Origin of the sequence: Salipiger pentaromativorans (genome assembly GCF_024721115.1) — a bacterium.
GTDB lineage: Bacteria > Pseudomonadota > Alphaproteobacteria > Rhodobacterales > Rhodobacteraceae > Salipiger > Salipiger pentaromativorans.
The window spans coordinates 127185-143233 of the sequence record NZ_JAMDHK010000002.1; the positions used below are offsets into that span (position 1 = coordinate 127185).

Here is a 16049-nt window from a genome sequence, read left to right on the forward strand (position 1 = left end):
GCTGGGTTTTCCACGCGGTGCTTGGGCGCGCGCCGTCAGACGCGCTCGAGCGCGATGGCGATGCCCTGACCGACGCCGATGCACATGGTGGCCAGTGCGCGCCGGCCGCCGCCATGCGCCAGTTCCAGCGCCGCCGTGCCGGCGATCCGCGCGCCCGACATGCCGAGCGGATGGCCCAGCGAGATCGCGCCGCCGTTGCGGTTCACGCGCGGGTCGTCATCGGCGATCCCGAGCGCGCGCAGCGTTGCGAGGCTCTGGCTGGCGAAGGCCTCGTTCAGCTCGATCACGTCGAAATCGCTCTGGCTCAGGCCGAGACGGGCCATCAGCTTGCGGCTGGCGGGGACCGGGCCGACGCCCATGATGCGCGGCGGCACCCCGGCCGCGGCGCCGCCGAGCACGCGCGCCACCGGGGTCAGGCCGTGGCGGTGGGCCGCCGCCTCCGATGCAAGGAGCAGCGCTGCCGCCCCGTCGTTGACGCCGCTGGAATTGCCCGCCGTCACCGATCCGCCCTCGCGGAACGGCGTCGGCAGTCTGGCCAGCGCCTCGAGCGAGCTGTCGCGCGGATGTTCGTCCCGCGAGACGCTCACCGGCGGTCCCTTGCGCTGCGGCACCTCCACCGGCGCGATCTCGATGTCGAGCCGCCCGTTTTCCTGCGCCGCGCGGGCCTTGATGTGGCTGCGCAGGGAAAAGGCATCCTGATCGGCGCGCGAGACACCGTATTCCTCGGCCACGTTCTCGCCGGTCTCGGGCATGGAATCGACGCCGTATTGCGCCTTCATCAGCGGGTTCACCAGCCGCCAGCCAATGGTCGTGTCATACACCGCGCCGGCGCGGCTGAAGGCGCGGTCGGCCTTGGGCATCACGAAAGGCGCACGCGACATGCTTTCGACGCCGCCGGCCAGGATCAGCTCGGCCTCTCCGGCCCTGATGGCGCGGCTGCCGGCCAGGATCGCGTCCATCCCCGAACCGCAGAGACGGTTGATTGTCGTGCCGGGCACCTCGACCGGCAGGCCCGCCAGAAGCAGCGACATGCGCGCCACGTCGCGGTTGTCCTCGCCGGCCTGGTTGGCGCAGCCGAAGACGACATCGTCGACCGCCCCCCAATCGACCGCTGCATTCCGCGCCATCAGCGCGCGCAGCGGGATGGCGCCCAGATCGTCGGGACGCACCGAGGAGAGCGCGCCGCCGAAGCGGCCGATCGGGGTGCGGATGTAATCGCAGAGAAAAACCTCGGTCATGGTTGCATCTCCGTCGCGGTATGTGCGGCTGCGGGGCCGTTCGCAGGCCGCCCGGCGGGCGGTTGCGGGAGCGGGCCCGGCACGGGCCGAGCGTCCTCGGATGGGCGGGCGATATGTCTCGTCATGAGATCCTCCTATGGGGGTTGCGGGGGGATCCTCTGCCGCGTCACGCGGCGCTGTGAAGTGTATTTGTGCGCATTGCGCTTTTTGTTCATAATGTGTATTCCCATGTCTAAATGGCGAACAAAACCGACATCATTGCCTCGATGCTCAAGGGATTGCGCGTGATCGAGACCTTCAGCGCCGAGCGTCCGCGACTCGCCATCGCCGAGGTGGCCGAGCTGACGGGGCTCGACCGGGCAACCGCGCGGCGCTGCCTGCTGACGCTGCATGAGGGCGGCTATGCCACCTATGACGGCAAGTTCTTCACGCTCACGCCGCGCGTGCTGCGGCTGGGCATGGGGGCGCTGGCGGCGCTGCCGCTGGCGCAGCTCGTGCAGCCCTGGCTGGACCAGCTTTCCGAGCAGATCGGGCAATCGACCTCGGTCTGCATCCTCGACGACACCGACATCGTCTATATCGCCCGGGCGGCGCAGCGCCGGGTGATGTCGATCGGGCTGATGCCGGGCTCGCGGCTGCCGGCGCATTGCACCTCGATGGGCCGGGTGCTGCTGGCGGCGCTGCCCGAGGAGGAGGCGCGGGCGATTGTCGAACGCTCGGATCTGAGCCCGCGCACCCCGGTCAGCCTGACCGATCCCGAAGAGATCATGCAGCGGCTCGTGCAGGTGCGGGCGCAGGGCTATGCGCTCAACGATCAGGAGGTGGAGCTGGGGCTGCGGTCGCTTGCGGTGCCGCTGATCTCGGCGCGGGGCCGGGTGGTGGGGGCGATGAACACCGGCGTCGCGGCGGTGCAGGGCGATGCGGACGAGATGGTGCGCCTCTATCTGCCCGCGCTGACGAAGGTGCAGGAGGGGCTGCGCCGGATCCTGCCGTGACTTTCGGAGCGACAGTTCCGCAATTAAATATTATATTTCAGTGCATTGTGGTGGTGTCTTGATGATCCGCGCGAGCGGGTCGCATCTACGCCCGAGCGGGCGAAGACGGCCCTTCGCCGGGCGGGCACCGGGTCAGAACAGCAGGCTGGCGCAAAGCCCCAGCAGGATCGGCGCGGGAAGCGAGATAAGCACCCGCGCAAGGGTGAATTGCCTGCCCATCAGCGGCACCTCGTAGCTGAGCGTGCGCACCATCGAGACCAGCGACCAGGCGGTGATATAGGCGACAAGCGCGCCGGCCCCGGCGCCGGCCTTGAGCGCCGAGGCGCCGATGGCGAAGGCCACGAAGGGCCCGCCGGGGGTGAGCAGGCCGAAGCCCGAGGCGATCAGGATGCCCTGAAGCCCGGATTGCGCGCTGAGCCAGCGCTGGACGAAGGCTTCGGGCAGCAGCGCGGCCAGGAACCCTGCGCCCACAAGCCCCACCACCAGACGCGGCAGCATGAAAAGAAAGGTCTCGGTGGCGCGGCGGTACAGCTCGGGCCGCGCTTCGGGCGCGGTGCGGTTGAGATGCGCCAGCGCCCAGAGCGCGGCGCCCCAGATCAGGATCGTGCCGATCAGGATATTCACTCCGCCTGCCTCCGTGCCCGGTGCCGCACCGCCGCGCGCAGCCCGAGGCCCAGAAGGATCGGCACCGGCAGGCTGAGCAGTACCCGCAGCAGCACCAGATCGGGCGGCAGGAAAGTCAGCTCCCAGACGATCGTCCGGTTGAGCCCCAGCAGGATCCAGCCGGTCACCATCGCCACGCCCGCCGCCAGATCGGCCCCGGCGCTCATCAGCCCGAGGGTCAGCGGAAAGGTCACCGCCGGCCCGCCGGGGATCACCGCCCCCGCCGTGGCGGCGATGGCCAGCCCGCGAATGCCGCTTTCGGGCCCCACATGCCGCAGCACCTTGTCCTTGGGCAGCACCAGCGCCAGCGCCGTGGCCAGCAGGACACCCGCCGCGATCTTCGGCAGAAGCAGCAGCGCCAGCCCCAGATCCGACAGCAGGATGTCGCGGAACCGTTCCCAGCCTTGGGTGACCAGCACGCCGGTGCCGCTGCACAGCGCGATGGCCAGAACGAAGAAAAAGCCGCCATCGAACAGGCGGCGCCGGGGGCGGGGATCGGGAGACATGACACCTTGGGTGGTCGTGAAAGCTGGGCGCAAGGTACCTCCGGATGTTTCCGGCGCCACAGGATTTTGTGGCATTTGCCTGTGGGTAAAACATACGGATGAATTTTCCGGATTGGTAAGTTGTTGATTTGAAATGAAACAGGCGCAGAGCCGTCATCAACCCGAAACAATCGGGACGCAAAGAATTCGCCAAACTGCAATCTGCCGGAGTCATTCGGACGACAGGGAGGGCCGCAAGGGGCGATCGCAGCCCCGATCCAACCGGAGACCTCCCGATGTTGAAACGCCTCAAGACCTTTCTGGCGGCCACCGCGCTGTCGCTGACGGCGGTTTTGCCCGCCGCGGCGCAGGACGACCGCCCCGATCTCACCGTTGCGGTGAACAACCTGCCCGACAGCCTCGAAAGCATCGAAGAGATGGGCAACGTCGCCGTGCGCATCACTTATTCGATGTTCGACAGCCTGATCCGCCGCGATTTCCTGGCCGACGGCTCGGGCACCGCCTCCAAGCTGGTGCCGGGCCTTGCCGAAAGCTGGACCCGCATCGACGACCGCACGCTCGAGCTGACGCTGCGCCAGGGCGTGACCTTCCATGACGGCTCGGAACTCACCTCCGACGATGTGGTGTTCTCGTTCAATGCCGGGCGCGGCCATGGCTACGACCCGCTGATCGGCGGCGCCAAACGGTTCATGCTGACCGTCAGCCATATCGAGCCGGTGGACAAATACACCGTGCGCGTCGTCTCGAAAGAGCCCGATGTGCTGCTGGAACAGCGCCTTGCGGGCTATGCCTTCTGGGTGGTCGAGAACAAGAGCTACCTGACCATGGGCAAGGACGCCTTTGCCCGCAAGCCGGTCGGTACCGGCCCCTATAAGATGGATGAATGGGTCGATGGCGAATATATCCGCCTCGTCTCGCATGACGATTATTTCGGCGGCAAGCCGACCGCGAAATCGGTGACCTTCGTGCAGGTGCCGGAAGTGTCGGCGCGGATCGCGGGGCTGGTGTCGGGCGAATACGACATCGCGGTGAACATCCCGCCGGATCAGATCCCGGTGATCGAGGGCTATGACGACCTCAAGGTCGAACAGATCGTGCTCGACAACACCCATATGCTGGTCTTCTTCAACGACGGCCCGACCGCGCATAAGGAAGTGCGTCAGGCGCTGAGCCTCGCCATCAATCGCGACCTGCTGCGCGAGGCGCTCTGGGGCGGCAAGAACTACACGCCCAACGGCCACCAGCTTCCGTCCTATGTGATGTATATCGAGGACTACCCCGCCTTCGAATACAACCCCGAGAAGGCGCGGCAGATCCTCGCCGAGTGCAACTGCTACAACGGCGAGGAAATCGTCTACAAACTGCCGCTGAACTATTACCTGCTGTCGCTGGAAGCGGCGCAGGCGATGCAGCAGATGTGGCGCGAGGTCGGTCTGAACGTCACGCTTCAGCCGGTCGAGAACTGGTCGCAGGTGCGTGACCCCGACCAGCCGGTGAACATCCGTCCCTGGTCCAACACCCACCGTCTTCCCGACCCGACCGGCAGCTTCGTGCCGCAATGGGGCAAGGAAAGCGACATCCAGAACGACGCACAAAAGCCCGTGCGCAGCTGGCAGGCGCCCGAGCGTTTCAATGCGCTTCAGGACACCATCATCACCGCGACCGATTGGGATGCGCGTCAGGCGGCCTATCGCGAGGCGCTGGACATCTGGACCGACGAGGCCCCGGGCACCATGCTTTACAACCCGCTCGAGACCTATGCGCTGCGTCGGGACATCGGCTGGAAGCCCTATGCGCTCTATTACATGGACCTGCGCCCCTACAACCTGACCTTCGGCGACGCTCCCAACAACTGAGCCTTGCCCGCCCCGGCGCGCGGTCGCGCGCGCCGGGGATTTCGCTATTTCCCGAAAGTCCGAAATGCTGTTTTCCGCCGAAAACCTCTCGGTCGAGATCGACCGTCCCCTCCGCGATCCCGTGTCCCCGGTGCGCGGCGTGAGCTTCTCCCTCGATGCCGGCATGACGCTGGCGCTGGTGGGAGAATCCGGCTGCGGCAAGTCGATGACCTGCCTTGCCATCGCGGGGCTGCTGCCCAAGCGCGGCCGGATCTCCGGCGGGGCGCTGAAACTCGACGGGCAGGACCTTTGCGCGCTGCCCGAGAACGAGGCGCAGGCGCTGCGCCGCCGCCATCTGTCGAGCGTGTTTCAGGACGCCACCGGCGGGCTGAACCCGGTGCGCAGCATCGGCTGGCAGGTGGCCGAGGCGGTGCGGCTGCGCAAGGGCGCCACGCGGCACGAGGCCCAGGCCGAGGCGGTGCGCCTGCTGGGCCGCGTCGGCCTGCCGGACCCGGAGCGCCGGGCGCGCGAATATCCGCATCAGTTCTCCGGCGGCATGAACCAGCGCGCCATGATCGCGCTCGCCATCGCAGGCAACCCGCGCCTGCTGATCGCCGACGAGGCGACCACGGCGCTGGACGTGACGCTTCAGGCGCAGATCCTCGACCTGATCGCCGATCTGCGCAGCAGCCTCGGCATGGGGGTGATCTTTGTCACCCACGATCTTGGCCTTGTCGCCCAGACCGCCGACCGCGTGGCGGTGATGTATGCGGGGCGCATCGCTGAACGCGCCGATGTGGCCGATCTTTTTGCCGCGCCGCGCCACCCCTACGCCCACGGGCTGCTGTCCTCGCTGCCCGAGCGGCAGGCGCAGGGCGGGCGGCTCGCCACCATCCCCGGCACCGTGCCGCCCATCGACGCGTTGCCCGGCGGCTGCGCCTTTGCGCCGCGCTGCCCGCGCGTCAGCGACCGCTGCGGGCAGGAGATGCCCGAACTGGCGCTTGGTGCCGCTTGCCATCATCCGCTGCCGCCCGGCCGCGCCGCCGCGACGATCCGCGAAAGAGAGTTCTCATGACGGCCCTTCTGCGCGCAGAGGATCTGCGCAAATCCTATCAGGTGGGGCGGGGCGGTCTCTTCCGCCGCGCCCGCCGCTTCAATGCCGTGGATGGCGTCTCGCTGACGCTGAACCGGGGCGAGACGCTGGGGGTCGTGGGCGAATCCGGCTGCGGCAAATCCACCCTCTCGCGGCTGGTGCTGGGGCTCAGCCCGCATGACAGCGGCGAGATCACCTTCGACGGCGCCCCGCTGCCCGACGAGGGCAGCGACGACTGGCGTCATCTGCGCCGCCGCATGCAGCTGGTCTATCAGGATGCCGCGGGCGCGCTTGACCCGCGCCAGAGCATCGGCACCCAGATCGCCGAGCCGCTGAAGATCCACAACCTGCCGCCCGAGCGCGCCGAACAGGCGCTGGCCGATGTCGGCCTTCCGCAAGCCATGGCGGCGCGTCATCCGCATGAGCTGTCGGGCGGCCAGCTCCAGCGCGTGGTGATCGCCCGCGCGCTGACGCTGGAGCCGGAGCTCATGGTGATGGACGAGCCGGTCTCGGCGCTCGACGTGTCGATCCAGGCGCAGATCGTCAATCTGATCCAGGATCTCCAGCAGGCGCGGGGCATGGCCTATCTCTTTGTCAGCCATGATCTTTCCATCGTTCATCATGTCGCGGACCGGGTGGCGGTGATGTATCTCGGTCAGGTGGTCGAGGAGGCGCCGAAAGCGGCGTTCTACACCCGCGCCCTGCATCCCTATTCGAAGGCGCTGCTTGCCGCCGTGCCGGTGCCCGATCCCGCCACGCGGGGCCGCGCCGCGCCGCGCATCGGCGACCCGCCCAACCCGGCCGCGCCGCCGACCGGCTGCCGCTTTCACCCGCGCTGCCCGCACGCCACCGAGCAATGCCGCGTCGAGGCACCGGCGCTGCGCGATTTCGGCGGGCGCCGCGCCGCCTGCCACCGCATCGAGGAGCTTAGCCAATGACCTGGATCCTGCTGAAACTGCTGCGCGCGCTGGTCACCATGGGGCTGGTGCTGACCTTTGTCTTCTTTGTGCTGCGCCTCTCGGGCGACCCGACGCTGGTGCTGCTGCCCGACGATGTGGATCAGGCGACGCGCGAGTTCTACCGCGCCAAATGGGGGCTCGATGCGCCGCTCTGGGAGCAGTACACCAGCTATCTGCGCGCGCTGTTGCAGGGCGATTTCGGCATCTCCTTCCGCAACAATATCGACGCCTTTCAGGTGGTCTGGGACCGGGTGCCCAAGACCGCGCTGCTGGGCGGCACCGCCATCGCCATCGCGCTGCTGATCGGCATGCCGCTGGGGGTGCTGGCGGCGGTCTACCGCGACAGCTGGCTCGACCGCACCGTCATGAGCATCGCCGTCTTCGGCTTTTCCATGCCGAATTTCTTCCTCGGCATCCTGCTCATCCTGATCTTTTCGCTGAAGCTGCGGGTGCTGCCCTCGTCCGGCTCGGGCACCTGGGCGCATCTCATCATGCCCGCCGCGACGCTCGGCACCGGCTTTGCCGCGCAGATCGCCCGCTATACGCGGTCGTCGATGATCGACGTGCTGTCGAAACCCTATATGCGCACCGCGCGGTCCAAGGGCGCGGGGCTGACGCGGCGGGTGAGCCAACACGCGCTGCCCAACGCCTCGGTGCCGGTGGTGACGATCCTCGGCATCAAGGTGGGCGAGATGCTGGGCTGGGCGGTGGTGACCGAGACGGTCTTTGCCTGGCCGGGCATCGGGCGGCTGCTGACCAGCGCCGTGGCCTCGCGCGATCTGGCGGTGGTGCAATGCATCATGATCCTGCTCGCCTTCACCATGGTGGCGGCGAATATGGTGGTGGATCTGGTCTATGGCTGGCTTGACCCGAGGGTCCGCGTCGGCGCGAGGGCACAGGCATGAGCGCGCTCGACCGTCCCGCGCTGCCCGCCCGCCGCTGGGTCTGGCTGGCCACGCTGTCGCGCCTGCCGGTGATGGTGAGCGTGGCGGCGGGCTTCATGCTGCTGATGCTCTTCGTCACCGTCTTCGCGCAGGTGATCCAGCCCTATGCCTTCGACCATGTGGACCTGATGAACCGCATGACCCCGCCGGTGCCGTTGGCAGGCGCCACATGGGCGCATCCCATGGGCACCGACACGCTGGGCCGCGATCTTTTCTCGCGGCTGCTGGTGGCGGCGCAGACCTCCATGCTGCTGTCGATCCTCGGCACCTGCCTTGGCGCCGTGATGGGGATCGCGCTGGGCTTTCTTGCCGCCCACAAGGGCGGGCTCTGGGACGAGGTCATCATGGCGCTGGTGGATTTTCAGGCCGCCATGCCCTGGTTCATCATCGCGCTCGCCATCCTTGCCTTCATGGGCAATTCCATGGCGGTCTTCATCGCCATCATGGGGCTTTACGGCTGGGAGACCTATGCCCGCATCACCCGTGGCCTCGTGCTGAGCGCGCGCGAGCAGGGCTATGCGCTGGCGGTGCGCGGGCTCGGCGCGAAACCGCGCCGGGTCTACCTGCATCACATTCTGCCCAATATCGCCGGGCCGCTGATCGTGCAGCTCACGATCAACTTCCCCAACACCATCCTGTTCGAGACCTCGCTGAGCTTTCTCGGCCTCGGCATCCGCCCGCCGATGACCTCGCTCGGCCAGATGCTGGGGGAGGGGCGCGACTACCTGATCAACGCATGGTGGCTCGCGGTCATCCCCGGACTGGTGATCTTTCTCACAACGCTCAGCATGTCCGTCCTCGGCGACTGGCTGCGCGTGAAACTCGACCCCTCGCTGGAGACCTGACCCATGACCCAATCCGATACCCTCGTCCGCGAGGACACAGCCGCCACCGGCACCATCGTCGCCACCGGCTTCAACACCGGCGCCGAGAGCGATCTGAGCAAGCTCGACGCGCGGCTGGCGCATATGGCCGAGATCGGCTGCACCGGCGCCGAGATCACCGCCACCGGGCTTGACGCCGTGGTGTCCTGCCGCCTGCTGTCCGACCGCGTGGCGCAGATCCGCGAGATCATGGCGCGCTATCCGCTCAGCTATTCCATGCACGCGCCCATCGCCATCAACCTGATGGACGAGGCGCATGGCGACCTGATGCAGAAGGCCGCAACGGTCTCCATGGAACTGGCCGCCGAGATCGGCGCGGGCGCGGTGGTCATCCATCCCGGCCGTTGCCATCCGGCGGATTGGGAGGCGCGGTCGACCACGCTTTTGGCGCAGGAGCTGGAGCGCCTGCACCCCGTCGCCGACCGCGCGGCAGAGCTGGGCGTGGCCATCGCCTATGAGAATATCTCGCCCAACCGCCGGGTGATCGACGGGCTCGAGACCTCCTATTCGCTCGACCCGCGCCAGCTTGGCGCGCAGCTTGCCGCGCTCGATCACAAGGCGGTCTTTGCCTGCCTCGACATCAGCCACGCCCAGCAGGGCGCGGTGCTTTGGGGCTTCGACATGATCGAGGCCTGCGCGGCGCTGTCGCCCTGGATCGGGCATATCCATTATTCCGACAGCACCGGCCTGCCGGCGAGCTTTCCCTGGACGCAGGAGGGCGAGAAGCATTTCCTCGGCGCCGGCGACATGCACGCGCCCAAGGGCTTTGGGTCGGTGGATTTCGAGGCGCTGGCCGCGCGGCTCACGGTGCGCCCGGGCACGCGCATCGTCATCGAGATCAAACGGAATTTTCACAACCACGCGGAACGGGCGACCTTGCTTGCGGCCCAGGATTTCGCGCGGCGCGTCAATGGAGCTGCGGCATGACCACACATATCGACAAGGCGGTTGTCGTCGTTTTCGACGGGCTGCGCCCGGATCTCATCGACGATGCCATGCCCAACCTGCGCGCCTTTGCCGACGAGAGCCTGCGCTTTACCAATGCGCGCTCTGTCTTTCCGTCGCTCACGCGGGTCTGCACCACGAGCCTTGCCACCGGGAGCTGGCCGGAGCGCCACGGCATCGTCGGCAACGCCTTTCACATGCCCGAGGTGGTGCCGGGCCGGCCGCTCGATACCTCGGATTTCACCCATCTCGCGCGGATGCGCGAAGTGCTGGGCGAGATCGTCACGACCGACAGTCTGGGACAGGCGCTGGCCCGCGCGGGCAAACGCATGGCGACGGTGCATGCGGGCTCGCCCGGGTCGGCCTTTCTGGTGAACCATGACGCGGCGCGCAACGGGCATTGGACCTTTTCCGTGCATGGCGCCGACAAGACCCAGACGCCCGAGGCGGTGGAGCGTGCCATCGCCGCCTGCGGCCCTCTGCCGGGGGGAGAGATCCCGAAGGTGGACGCGGTGGCCTATGCGGGCCGCGTGATGCGTGAGCTGGCCATCGCGCAGGACCGCGCCGATGTCGCCTGGCTCTGGCTGCCCGAGCCCGACACCTCGTTCCACTACCGCGAGATCGGCTCGGAAGCGAGCCGCGAGGCGCGCCGGGCCGCCGATCTGGTCTTTGGCGAGATCGTCCACCAGATCCGCAGCGGGCCGGAATCCGAGCGCACCGCAATTGTCGCGCTGTCGGATCACGGTCAGATCTCGACGGTGGAAGAGATCGACCTCGGCGCCGATCTGACTGCCGCCGGGCTCAGCGCCAGTTCGCGCCCCGGAGCAGAGACGAAATTCGCCATGACCGACGGCGCGGCGGGTGAGCTGCGTGCGCTCGACGGCGATCCGGGCCTTCTGCGGGCGGCGGTTTCCTTTCTTCGGGAACATCCGAAGGTTGCTGCGGTCTTTGCCCGCGATGCGCTCTGCGACGAGCTGCCGGGCGCGTTGCCGCAATCGCTGGTGCGCCACGGTCATGCCCGCCAGCCGGATCTGTTCTATGTGATGCGCTCGGACGAGGCGCCCGACGCCTACGGCATTACAGGCCGCAGGGCTTACACCGGCGGCGTGCCGCTGGGCGGTGGCATGCATGGCGGGCTCAACCGCCACGAGATGGCCACGACGATGATCTGGCAGGTGCCGGGCGGCCGCACCGGCCACGAGACGGCGCCGGCGGCGCTGGTCGATGTGGCGCCGACGCTGGCGGCGCTGATGGGGCTTGCGCTCTCCGCCGATGGCCGTGCGCTGCCGCTGATGGCGGCAGAGACCGAAGCAGCACGGGTTCTGGAAACGCCGGGGCAGGGCGGCGATGGCGCGTTTGTGCTGCGCCGGATGGCGCAGGGCGGGCGGATCTACCTCGATTGTCTCGAAGCGGCGGGCGATGCCCGCTAAGGCGGGGGCGGGCGCGGCGATGGTTTCTTTCAACTGTCATCGCCGCGTCACGCCCCCGTCATGCGGAGCCGCCACTGGTCAAATCATCCGAATGAATTTGCGGGAAGAGTGATGGCGAAATCGGGCAATTGGGAACGCGCGCGCGACTGGATCACCCGGAACATCGAAAGCGAGGCGCTGGCGGACGGCGATCGCCTGCCGACCGAGGGGGATATCCAGCGTCTGACCGGCGTCGGGCGCCACTCGGTGCGCCGCGCCGTCGCGATGCTGGCCGCCGAAGGGGTGCTGAGCGTCGAGCAGGGGCGCGGCACCTTCGTGCGCGCCAAGCCGCCGATCCTCTACCGCATCGGCGCGCGCACCCGGTTCCGCGAAAACCTGATGTCGCAGGGGGTGACCCCCTCGGGCGACGCGATCGCCGCCGGCATCGTGCCGGCCTCGGCCGAGGTGGCGCAGGCGCTGGGGCTTGCCCCCGGCGCGCAGGTGCACCGTGTGCTGCGCCGCAACCGCGCGGATGGCCGGCCGATCAGCCTGGCCCGCGCCTTTCACGACGCCGCGCGCTTCCCCGACCTCGGCGCGCGGCGACAGCAGGGGATCTCGGTCACCGATATCTATCGCGATTACGGGATCCCCGAATATCACCGGCTGGAAACCAGCTTTTACGCCCGCCTGCCCGATGGCTGGGAAGCGCGCGAGCTGGAACAGTCGGCAGAGCAACCGGTCATCGTCATGTGCAAGACCGACATCGACGAGGCCCGCCGCCCCATCGGCTTTTCCGAGTCGATCTGGTCCGCCGGACGGGTGCGGTTTTCGCTGGAGCCCGATCATGACTGAGACCGTGTCCCCCCTCGCGCCCTCGGAGCGGCTGTCCGTGCTGGCGCGCATGACCCCGGCGCGGCTTGCCGCCGAGGCCGAGGCGCTGCTGCCCGAGCTGGGCGAGATCGAGGTGCTGCAAAGCCGCAGCGGGCTGGTCATGCTGCCGATGCGGGACACGGTGATGGGCACCGATTTCCATCTCGGCGAGGTGCTGGTGAGCGAGGCGCATATCCGGCTGCCCGGCGGGGTGCAGGGCTATGGGATGATCACCGGCCACGATCTGGAACGCGCCATGGCCATGGCGGTGATCGACGCGGGGTTTGCGGCGGGGATCGGCGGCGCGCGCCTGCCCGCGGCGGTTGCGGAAGAGGCCGCGCGTCAGGCCGCCGAGGACCGCGAGACCCTGCGCGAGATCGAGGCCACCCGCGTCAATATGGAGACCTTCTGATGCAGAGCGCCCCGCAACCGGATGCCAGAGAGATCCGGGACAATGCCAGCTTTCACGCGCTGATGATGGCGCTGTCCCGTCCCGGCGAGGTCCAGACCCTGCCGGAGGCCGGGTTTGCGCCGCTGGCGCAGGCTCTGCTCGACCGGGAATGCCGGGTCTTTGCCGATGACGACGCGCTTGTCCCGGTGCTGCGCGCCACCGGCGCGGCACTGGTGCCGCTGGCCGAGGCCGATCACCTGTTTGTCGCGCTCGACAGCGCGGCGGCGGTGCGGGCGCTGGCGGGGGCGGCGGTGGGGTCGTTCCTCTATCCCGATCAGGGGGCGACGGTGATCGCACCGGCGCAGATCGGCGTCGGCCCGGCGCTGACCCTGACCGGGCCCGGCATCGAGGGCCGCCGCACATTGCGGCTGGGCGGCGTCGATCCGGCGCTGTGGGAGGCGCGGCGGCGGCTCTGCCGCTATCCCGAAGGCGTCGATCTGTTTTTTGTGGACGGCCGGCAGATCGTGGGGCTGCCGCGCTCTACTGCGGTCGCGGAGGGCTGAGCGATGGCTTATGTGGCAACCCGTGGTGGCGAACGCGCCATCGAACAGGCCGAGCGGCTTTACCGCGCGCAGATGGGCGAGATCACGCCCGCGCGCGTGGCCGAGATCGAGCGCGCCCTGCCGCACCTGATCGACCGGGTGATGGGCGAGGCCTCGCTTTATGCCCCCGATCTGGCGGCGCTGGCACTGGCGCAGTCGGGGGGCGATCTTTACGAGGCGCTGCTGCTGCTGCGCGCCTGGCGCAGCACCCAGCCGCGGTTGCAGACCGCCGCGCCGGTGACGCAGGAGGTGACGCTGACCCACCGCCGCATCTCGGCGGCGTTCAAAGATATTCCCGGCGGTCAGATCCTCGGGCCGACGCTGGATTACAGCCACCGGCTGCTGGCGACCGAGGTGCTCGAGGGCGCGCGCTTTGTGCCGGCGCCTGTCGAGAAGGCGGCGCGCCCCGCGCCCGCCTGCCACCCGTCGCTGGCCGACTGGCAAAAGGCGCAGGGGCTGGTCGAGGCACCCGCGCTGGCGCCGGTCGCGCGCGACGCGATCCCCGATCTCACCAAAGAGCCGCTGCTCTTCCCCGCCAAGCGCGCCCATACGCTGCAAAGCCTGGCTCGCGCCGATACCGGCGGGATGCTGGCGCTCGGATATTCGGCCATGCGCGGCTATGGCAACGCGCATCCCACGGTGAACGAGCTGCGGCTGTCGGAGGCCGAGGTGATCGTGCGCCATCCGGACGGCACGGAGTTCAGCGCCGGACGGGTGAAGACCAGCCAGGCCGAGGTGGTGACGACGAAGGGCGAGGGCAAGCTGCGGCTGGGCTTTTGCGCTACGCTGGGTTGGAACGAGGTCAAGACCATCGCGGGCGCCACGCTGGACCTGAACGCGCCGGGCGCGCCCAAGGGCTCGCCGGTGAACGAGGAGTTCTTCCTCTATCACACCGAGCCGGTCGAAAGCTCGGGCTTCTGCATCCACTTCAAACTGCCGCATTACGTGACCTTCCAATCCTCGCTCGACGCGCTGCGCGATGCGAAGAAACGGCGCGAGACGACGGAGGAACCGGCATGAGCCTCGACACGCTCACACGGCCCTGGAAGGCGTTTTCCTACGGCTTTCTGGATGCGTCTGCCAAACGCGAAATGCGCCGCAAGATCCTCAAAGCTATCGCGGTTCCGGGCTGCCAGATGCCCTATGCCAGCCGCGAGGTGCCGATTGCGCGCGGCTGGGGCACCGGGGGCTTGCAGGCCACGCTGACGCTGGTCCATCCGGGCTCGGTCGTCAAGGTGATCGACCAGGGCGCAGACGACAGCGTCAATGCCGCCTCGATCCGGCGCTTCATCGCGCGGGTCTCGGGCGCGGCGACCACGCTGGATACGCTGGAGGCGACGATCCTCCAGTCGCGCCACCGGGTGCCCGAGGAAAAGCTGCGCTCCGATCAGGTGCTGGTCTTGCAGGTGCCCAATCCCGAGCCGCTGCGCCCGGTGGAGCCCAATATGTCCGTCGCGCGCCAGATGCATGCGGATGCGGATTACGGGCGGATGTGGTTGCAGCTTTACGAACAGATCGTGCGCTCGGGCCGGGTGATGCAGGGCGCGTCCTACCCCTCGCTGGTGAACGGGCGCCATGTGATGACGCCCTCGCCGATCCCGCGCTGGGACGTACCCAAGCTGAACATGGCGGAGCATCTGACAATTCTCTCGGCGGGGCGGGAAAAGCGGCTCTTTGCGGTGCCGCCCTTCACCCGGGTGGAGCCCCTGGTCTTCGACGATGTGCCCTACCGGGTCGAGGAGCACGGCGCGCTGAGCTGTCATCGCTCGGGCGCGCTGGGGTTCTTCATGAACGAGATCCCGCAGGAGGACGGCACGGCGCGATACGAGATCTCGGACAGCCAGCTCGGGGTCAAGCATCTGGACGGTGAGGCACCGGGCGAGACCTGGTATCGGGACGGGGAGTTTGCGACATGACCCTGCTGCGAGAGGCGCCCCGGCTGGTTCAGGCACAGCCTTTGCTGCGCATGGAGCGGGTGCACAAGCGCTATGGCGATGTGGTGGCGCTCGAGGATGTCTCGGCCGAGGTCTATCCCGGCGAGGTGCTGGGCATCGTTGGCGAAAGCGGCTCGGGGAAATCGACGCTGCTGCGGATGATGAATCTCGAGGATCTGCCGGATGCGGGCCATTACCGGCTCGACCTGCCGGGGGTGCCGGAGGATCTGTTCACGCTCGACGGCTATGCGCGGCGCATGCTGCGCGCGCATCATATCGGCATCGTCTATCAGAACCCGCATCTCGGGCTGCTGATGAAGAACTCCTCCTCGGGCAATGTCGCCGAACGGCTGCTGATCGCCGGTGAGCGGCGGTTTGCGGTGCTGCGGGACAAGGCGCGCGATGCGCTCGCGGCCTCGGAATTCCCGCTCGACCGGATGGATGCGCCGCCCGTCGAACTGTCGGGCGGGATGCAGCAGCGGGTGCAGCTTGCCAAGGCGATCGCGCTGGAGCCGGCGGTGCTGCTGCTCGACGAACCGACCACCGGGCTCGACGTGAGCGTGCAGGCGCTGGTGCTGGACACGCTGAAACGTCTGCAACGCGAGCGGCGGATCACCATGGTGATCGTCAGCCACGATCTTGGGGTGATCCGCACCATGGCCGACCGGGTCATCGTCATGCGCCGGGGGCTGGTGGTCGAGGCCGGGCTGGTCGATCAGGTCTTTCAGGACCCGCAGGCGGCCTACACCCAGGCGCTTGTCCATGCCAAGCTGTGAAAGGG

General features: G+C 68.2%; 17 protein-coding genes. 14 read left to right on the plus strand and 3 right to left on the minus strand.

Going from position 1 to position 16049, the window contains the following annotated elements; translation table 11 throughout:
- Positions 1-35: 35 nt before the first annotated feature.
- Complete coding sequence (gene pcaF, locus M4578_RS03720; protein WP_258092102.1) at positions 36-1238, minus strand: 3-oxoadipyl-CoA thiolase; 1203 nt, start codon at positions 1236-1238, stop codon at positions 36-38.
- Between the two features lie 236 nt (positions 1239-1474).
- Here pcaF and M4578_RS03725 point away from each other — a divergent pair, with 236 nt between their 5' ends.
- The gene (locus M4578_RS03725) at positions 1475-2233 is read left to right on the plus strand and encodes an IclR family transcriptional regulator domain-containing protein (RefSeq protein WP_258092103.1); all 759 of its coding nucleotides are present in this window, start codon (positions 1475-1477) and stop codon (positions 2231-2233) included.
- Positions 2234-2365: 132 nt separating this feature from the next.
- Here the strand turns inward: M4578_RS03725 and M4578_RS03730 are convergent, their stop codons facing one another.
- Positions 2366-2857: a hypothetical protein gene (locus tag M4578_RS03730; RefSeq protein ID WP_258092104.1), complete on the minus strand. Its 492-nt coding sequence runs from the start codon at positions 2855-2857 to the stop codon at positions 2366-2368.
- Positions 2854-3402, minus strand: a complete 549-nt coding sequence (locus M4578_RS03735) for a permease (protein ID WP_258092105.1) — start codon at positions 3400-3402, stop codon at positions 2854-2856. Before M4578_RS03735 ends, M4578_RS03730 begins: the two co-directional genes overlap by 4 nt.
- A 275-nt stretch (positions 3403-3677) precedes the next feature.
- Here M4578_RS03735 and M4578_RS03740 point away from each other — a divergent pair, with 275 nt between their 5' ends.
- The 13 genes from M4578_RS03740 (at position 3678) to M4578_RS03800 (ending at position 16044) form a co-directional block, all read left to right on the plus strand.
- Positions 3678-5258: an ABC transporter substrate-binding protein gene (locus M4578_RS03740; protein WP_258092106.1), complete on the plus strand. Its 1581-nt coding sequence runs from the start codon at positions 3678-3680 to the stop codon at positions 5256-5258.
- Positions 5259-5322: 64 nt separating this feature from the next.
- Positions 5323-6312, plus strand: a complete 990-nt coding sequence (locus tag M4578_RS03745) for an ABC transporter ATP-binding protein (RefSeq protein ID WP_258092107.1) — start codon at positions 5323-5325, stop codon at positions 6310-6312.
- Entirely contained in the window at positions 6309-7268 is a 960-nt protein-coding gene (locus M4578_RS03750) for an ABC transporter ATP-binding protein (protein WP_258092108.1), read from the plus strand. The genes M4578_RS03745 and M4578_RS03750 overlap by 4 nt, the downstream gene beginning before the upstream one ends.
- Complete coding sequence (locus M4578_RS03755) at positions 7265-8194, plus strand: ABC transporter permease (protein ID WP_258092109.1); 930 nt, start codon at positions 7265-7267, stop codon at positions 8192-8194. Before M4578_RS03750 ends, M4578_RS03755 begins: the two co-directional genes overlap by 4 nt.
- Positions 8191-9078 (plus strand): ABC transporter permease, encoded by an 888-nt coding sequence (locus tag M4578_RS03760; protein WP_258092110.1) that lies wholly within the window; start codon positions 8191-8193, stop codon positions 9076-9078. Before M4578_RS03755 ends, M4578_RS03760 begins: the two co-directional genes overlap by 4 nt.
- A 3-nt stretch (positions 9079-9081) precedes the next feature.
- Positions 9082-10044: a sugar phosphate isomerase/epimerase family protein gene (locus M4578_RS03765; protein WP_258092111.1), complete on the plus strand. Its 963-nt coding sequence runs from the start codon at positions 9082-9084 to the stop codon at positions 10042-10044.
- Positions 10041-11492, plus strand: coding sequence for an alkaline phosphatase family protein (locus M4578_RS03770; RefSeq protein WP_258092112.1), 1452 nt, complete (start codon positions 10041-10043; stop codon positions 11490-11492). Before M4578_RS03765 ends, M4578_RS03770 begins: the two co-directional genes overlap by 4 nt.
- 111 nt (positions 11493-11603) lie before the next feature.
- Positions 11604-12323, plus strand: a complete 720-nt coding sequence (phnF, locus tag M4578_RS03775) for a phosphonate metabolism transcriptional regulator PhnF (RefSeq protein WP_258092113.1) — start codon at positions 11604-11606, stop codon at positions 12321-12323.
- On the plus strand, positions 12316-12753 hold the full coding sequence (gene phnG / locus M4578_RS03780) for a phosphonate C-P lyase system protein PhnG (protein ID WP_258092114.1): 438 nt from the start codon (positions 12316-12318) through the stop codon (positions 12751-12753). Before phnF ends, phnG begins: the two co-directional genes overlap by 8 nt.
- The gene (gene phnH / locus M4578_RS03785; protein WP_258092115.1) at positions 12753-13295 is read left to right on the plus strand and encodes a phosphonate C-P lyase system protein PhnH; all 543 of its coding nucleotides are present in this window, start codon (positions 12753-12755) and stop codon (positions 13293-13295) included. The genes phnG and phnH overlap by 1 nt, the downstream gene beginning before the upstream one ends.
- 3 nt (positions 13296-13298) lie before the next feature.
- Positions 13299-14354, plus strand: coding sequence for a carbon-phosphorus lyase complex subunit PhnI (locus M4578_RS03790; RefSeq protein ID WP_258092116.1), 1056 nt, complete (start codon positions 13299-13301; stop codon positions 14352-14354).
- On the plus strand, positions 14351-15250 hold the full coding sequence (locus M4578_RS03795; protein WP_258092117.1) for an alpha-D-ribose 1-methylphosphonate 5-phosphate C-P-lyase PhnJ: 900 nt from the start codon (positions 14351-14353) through the stop codon (positions 15248-15250). Before M4578_RS03790 ends, M4578_RS03795 begins: the two co-directional genes overlap by 4 nt.
- Positions 15247-16044: an ATP-binding cassette domain-containing protein gene (locus M4578_RS03800; RefSeq protein ID WP_258092118.1), complete on the plus strand. Its 798-nt coding sequence runs from the start codon at positions 15247-15249 to the stop codon at positions 16042-16044. The genes M4578_RS03795 and M4578_RS03800 overlap by 4 nt, the downstream gene beginning before the upstream one ends.
- Positions 16045-16049: the final 5 nt, after the last annotated feature.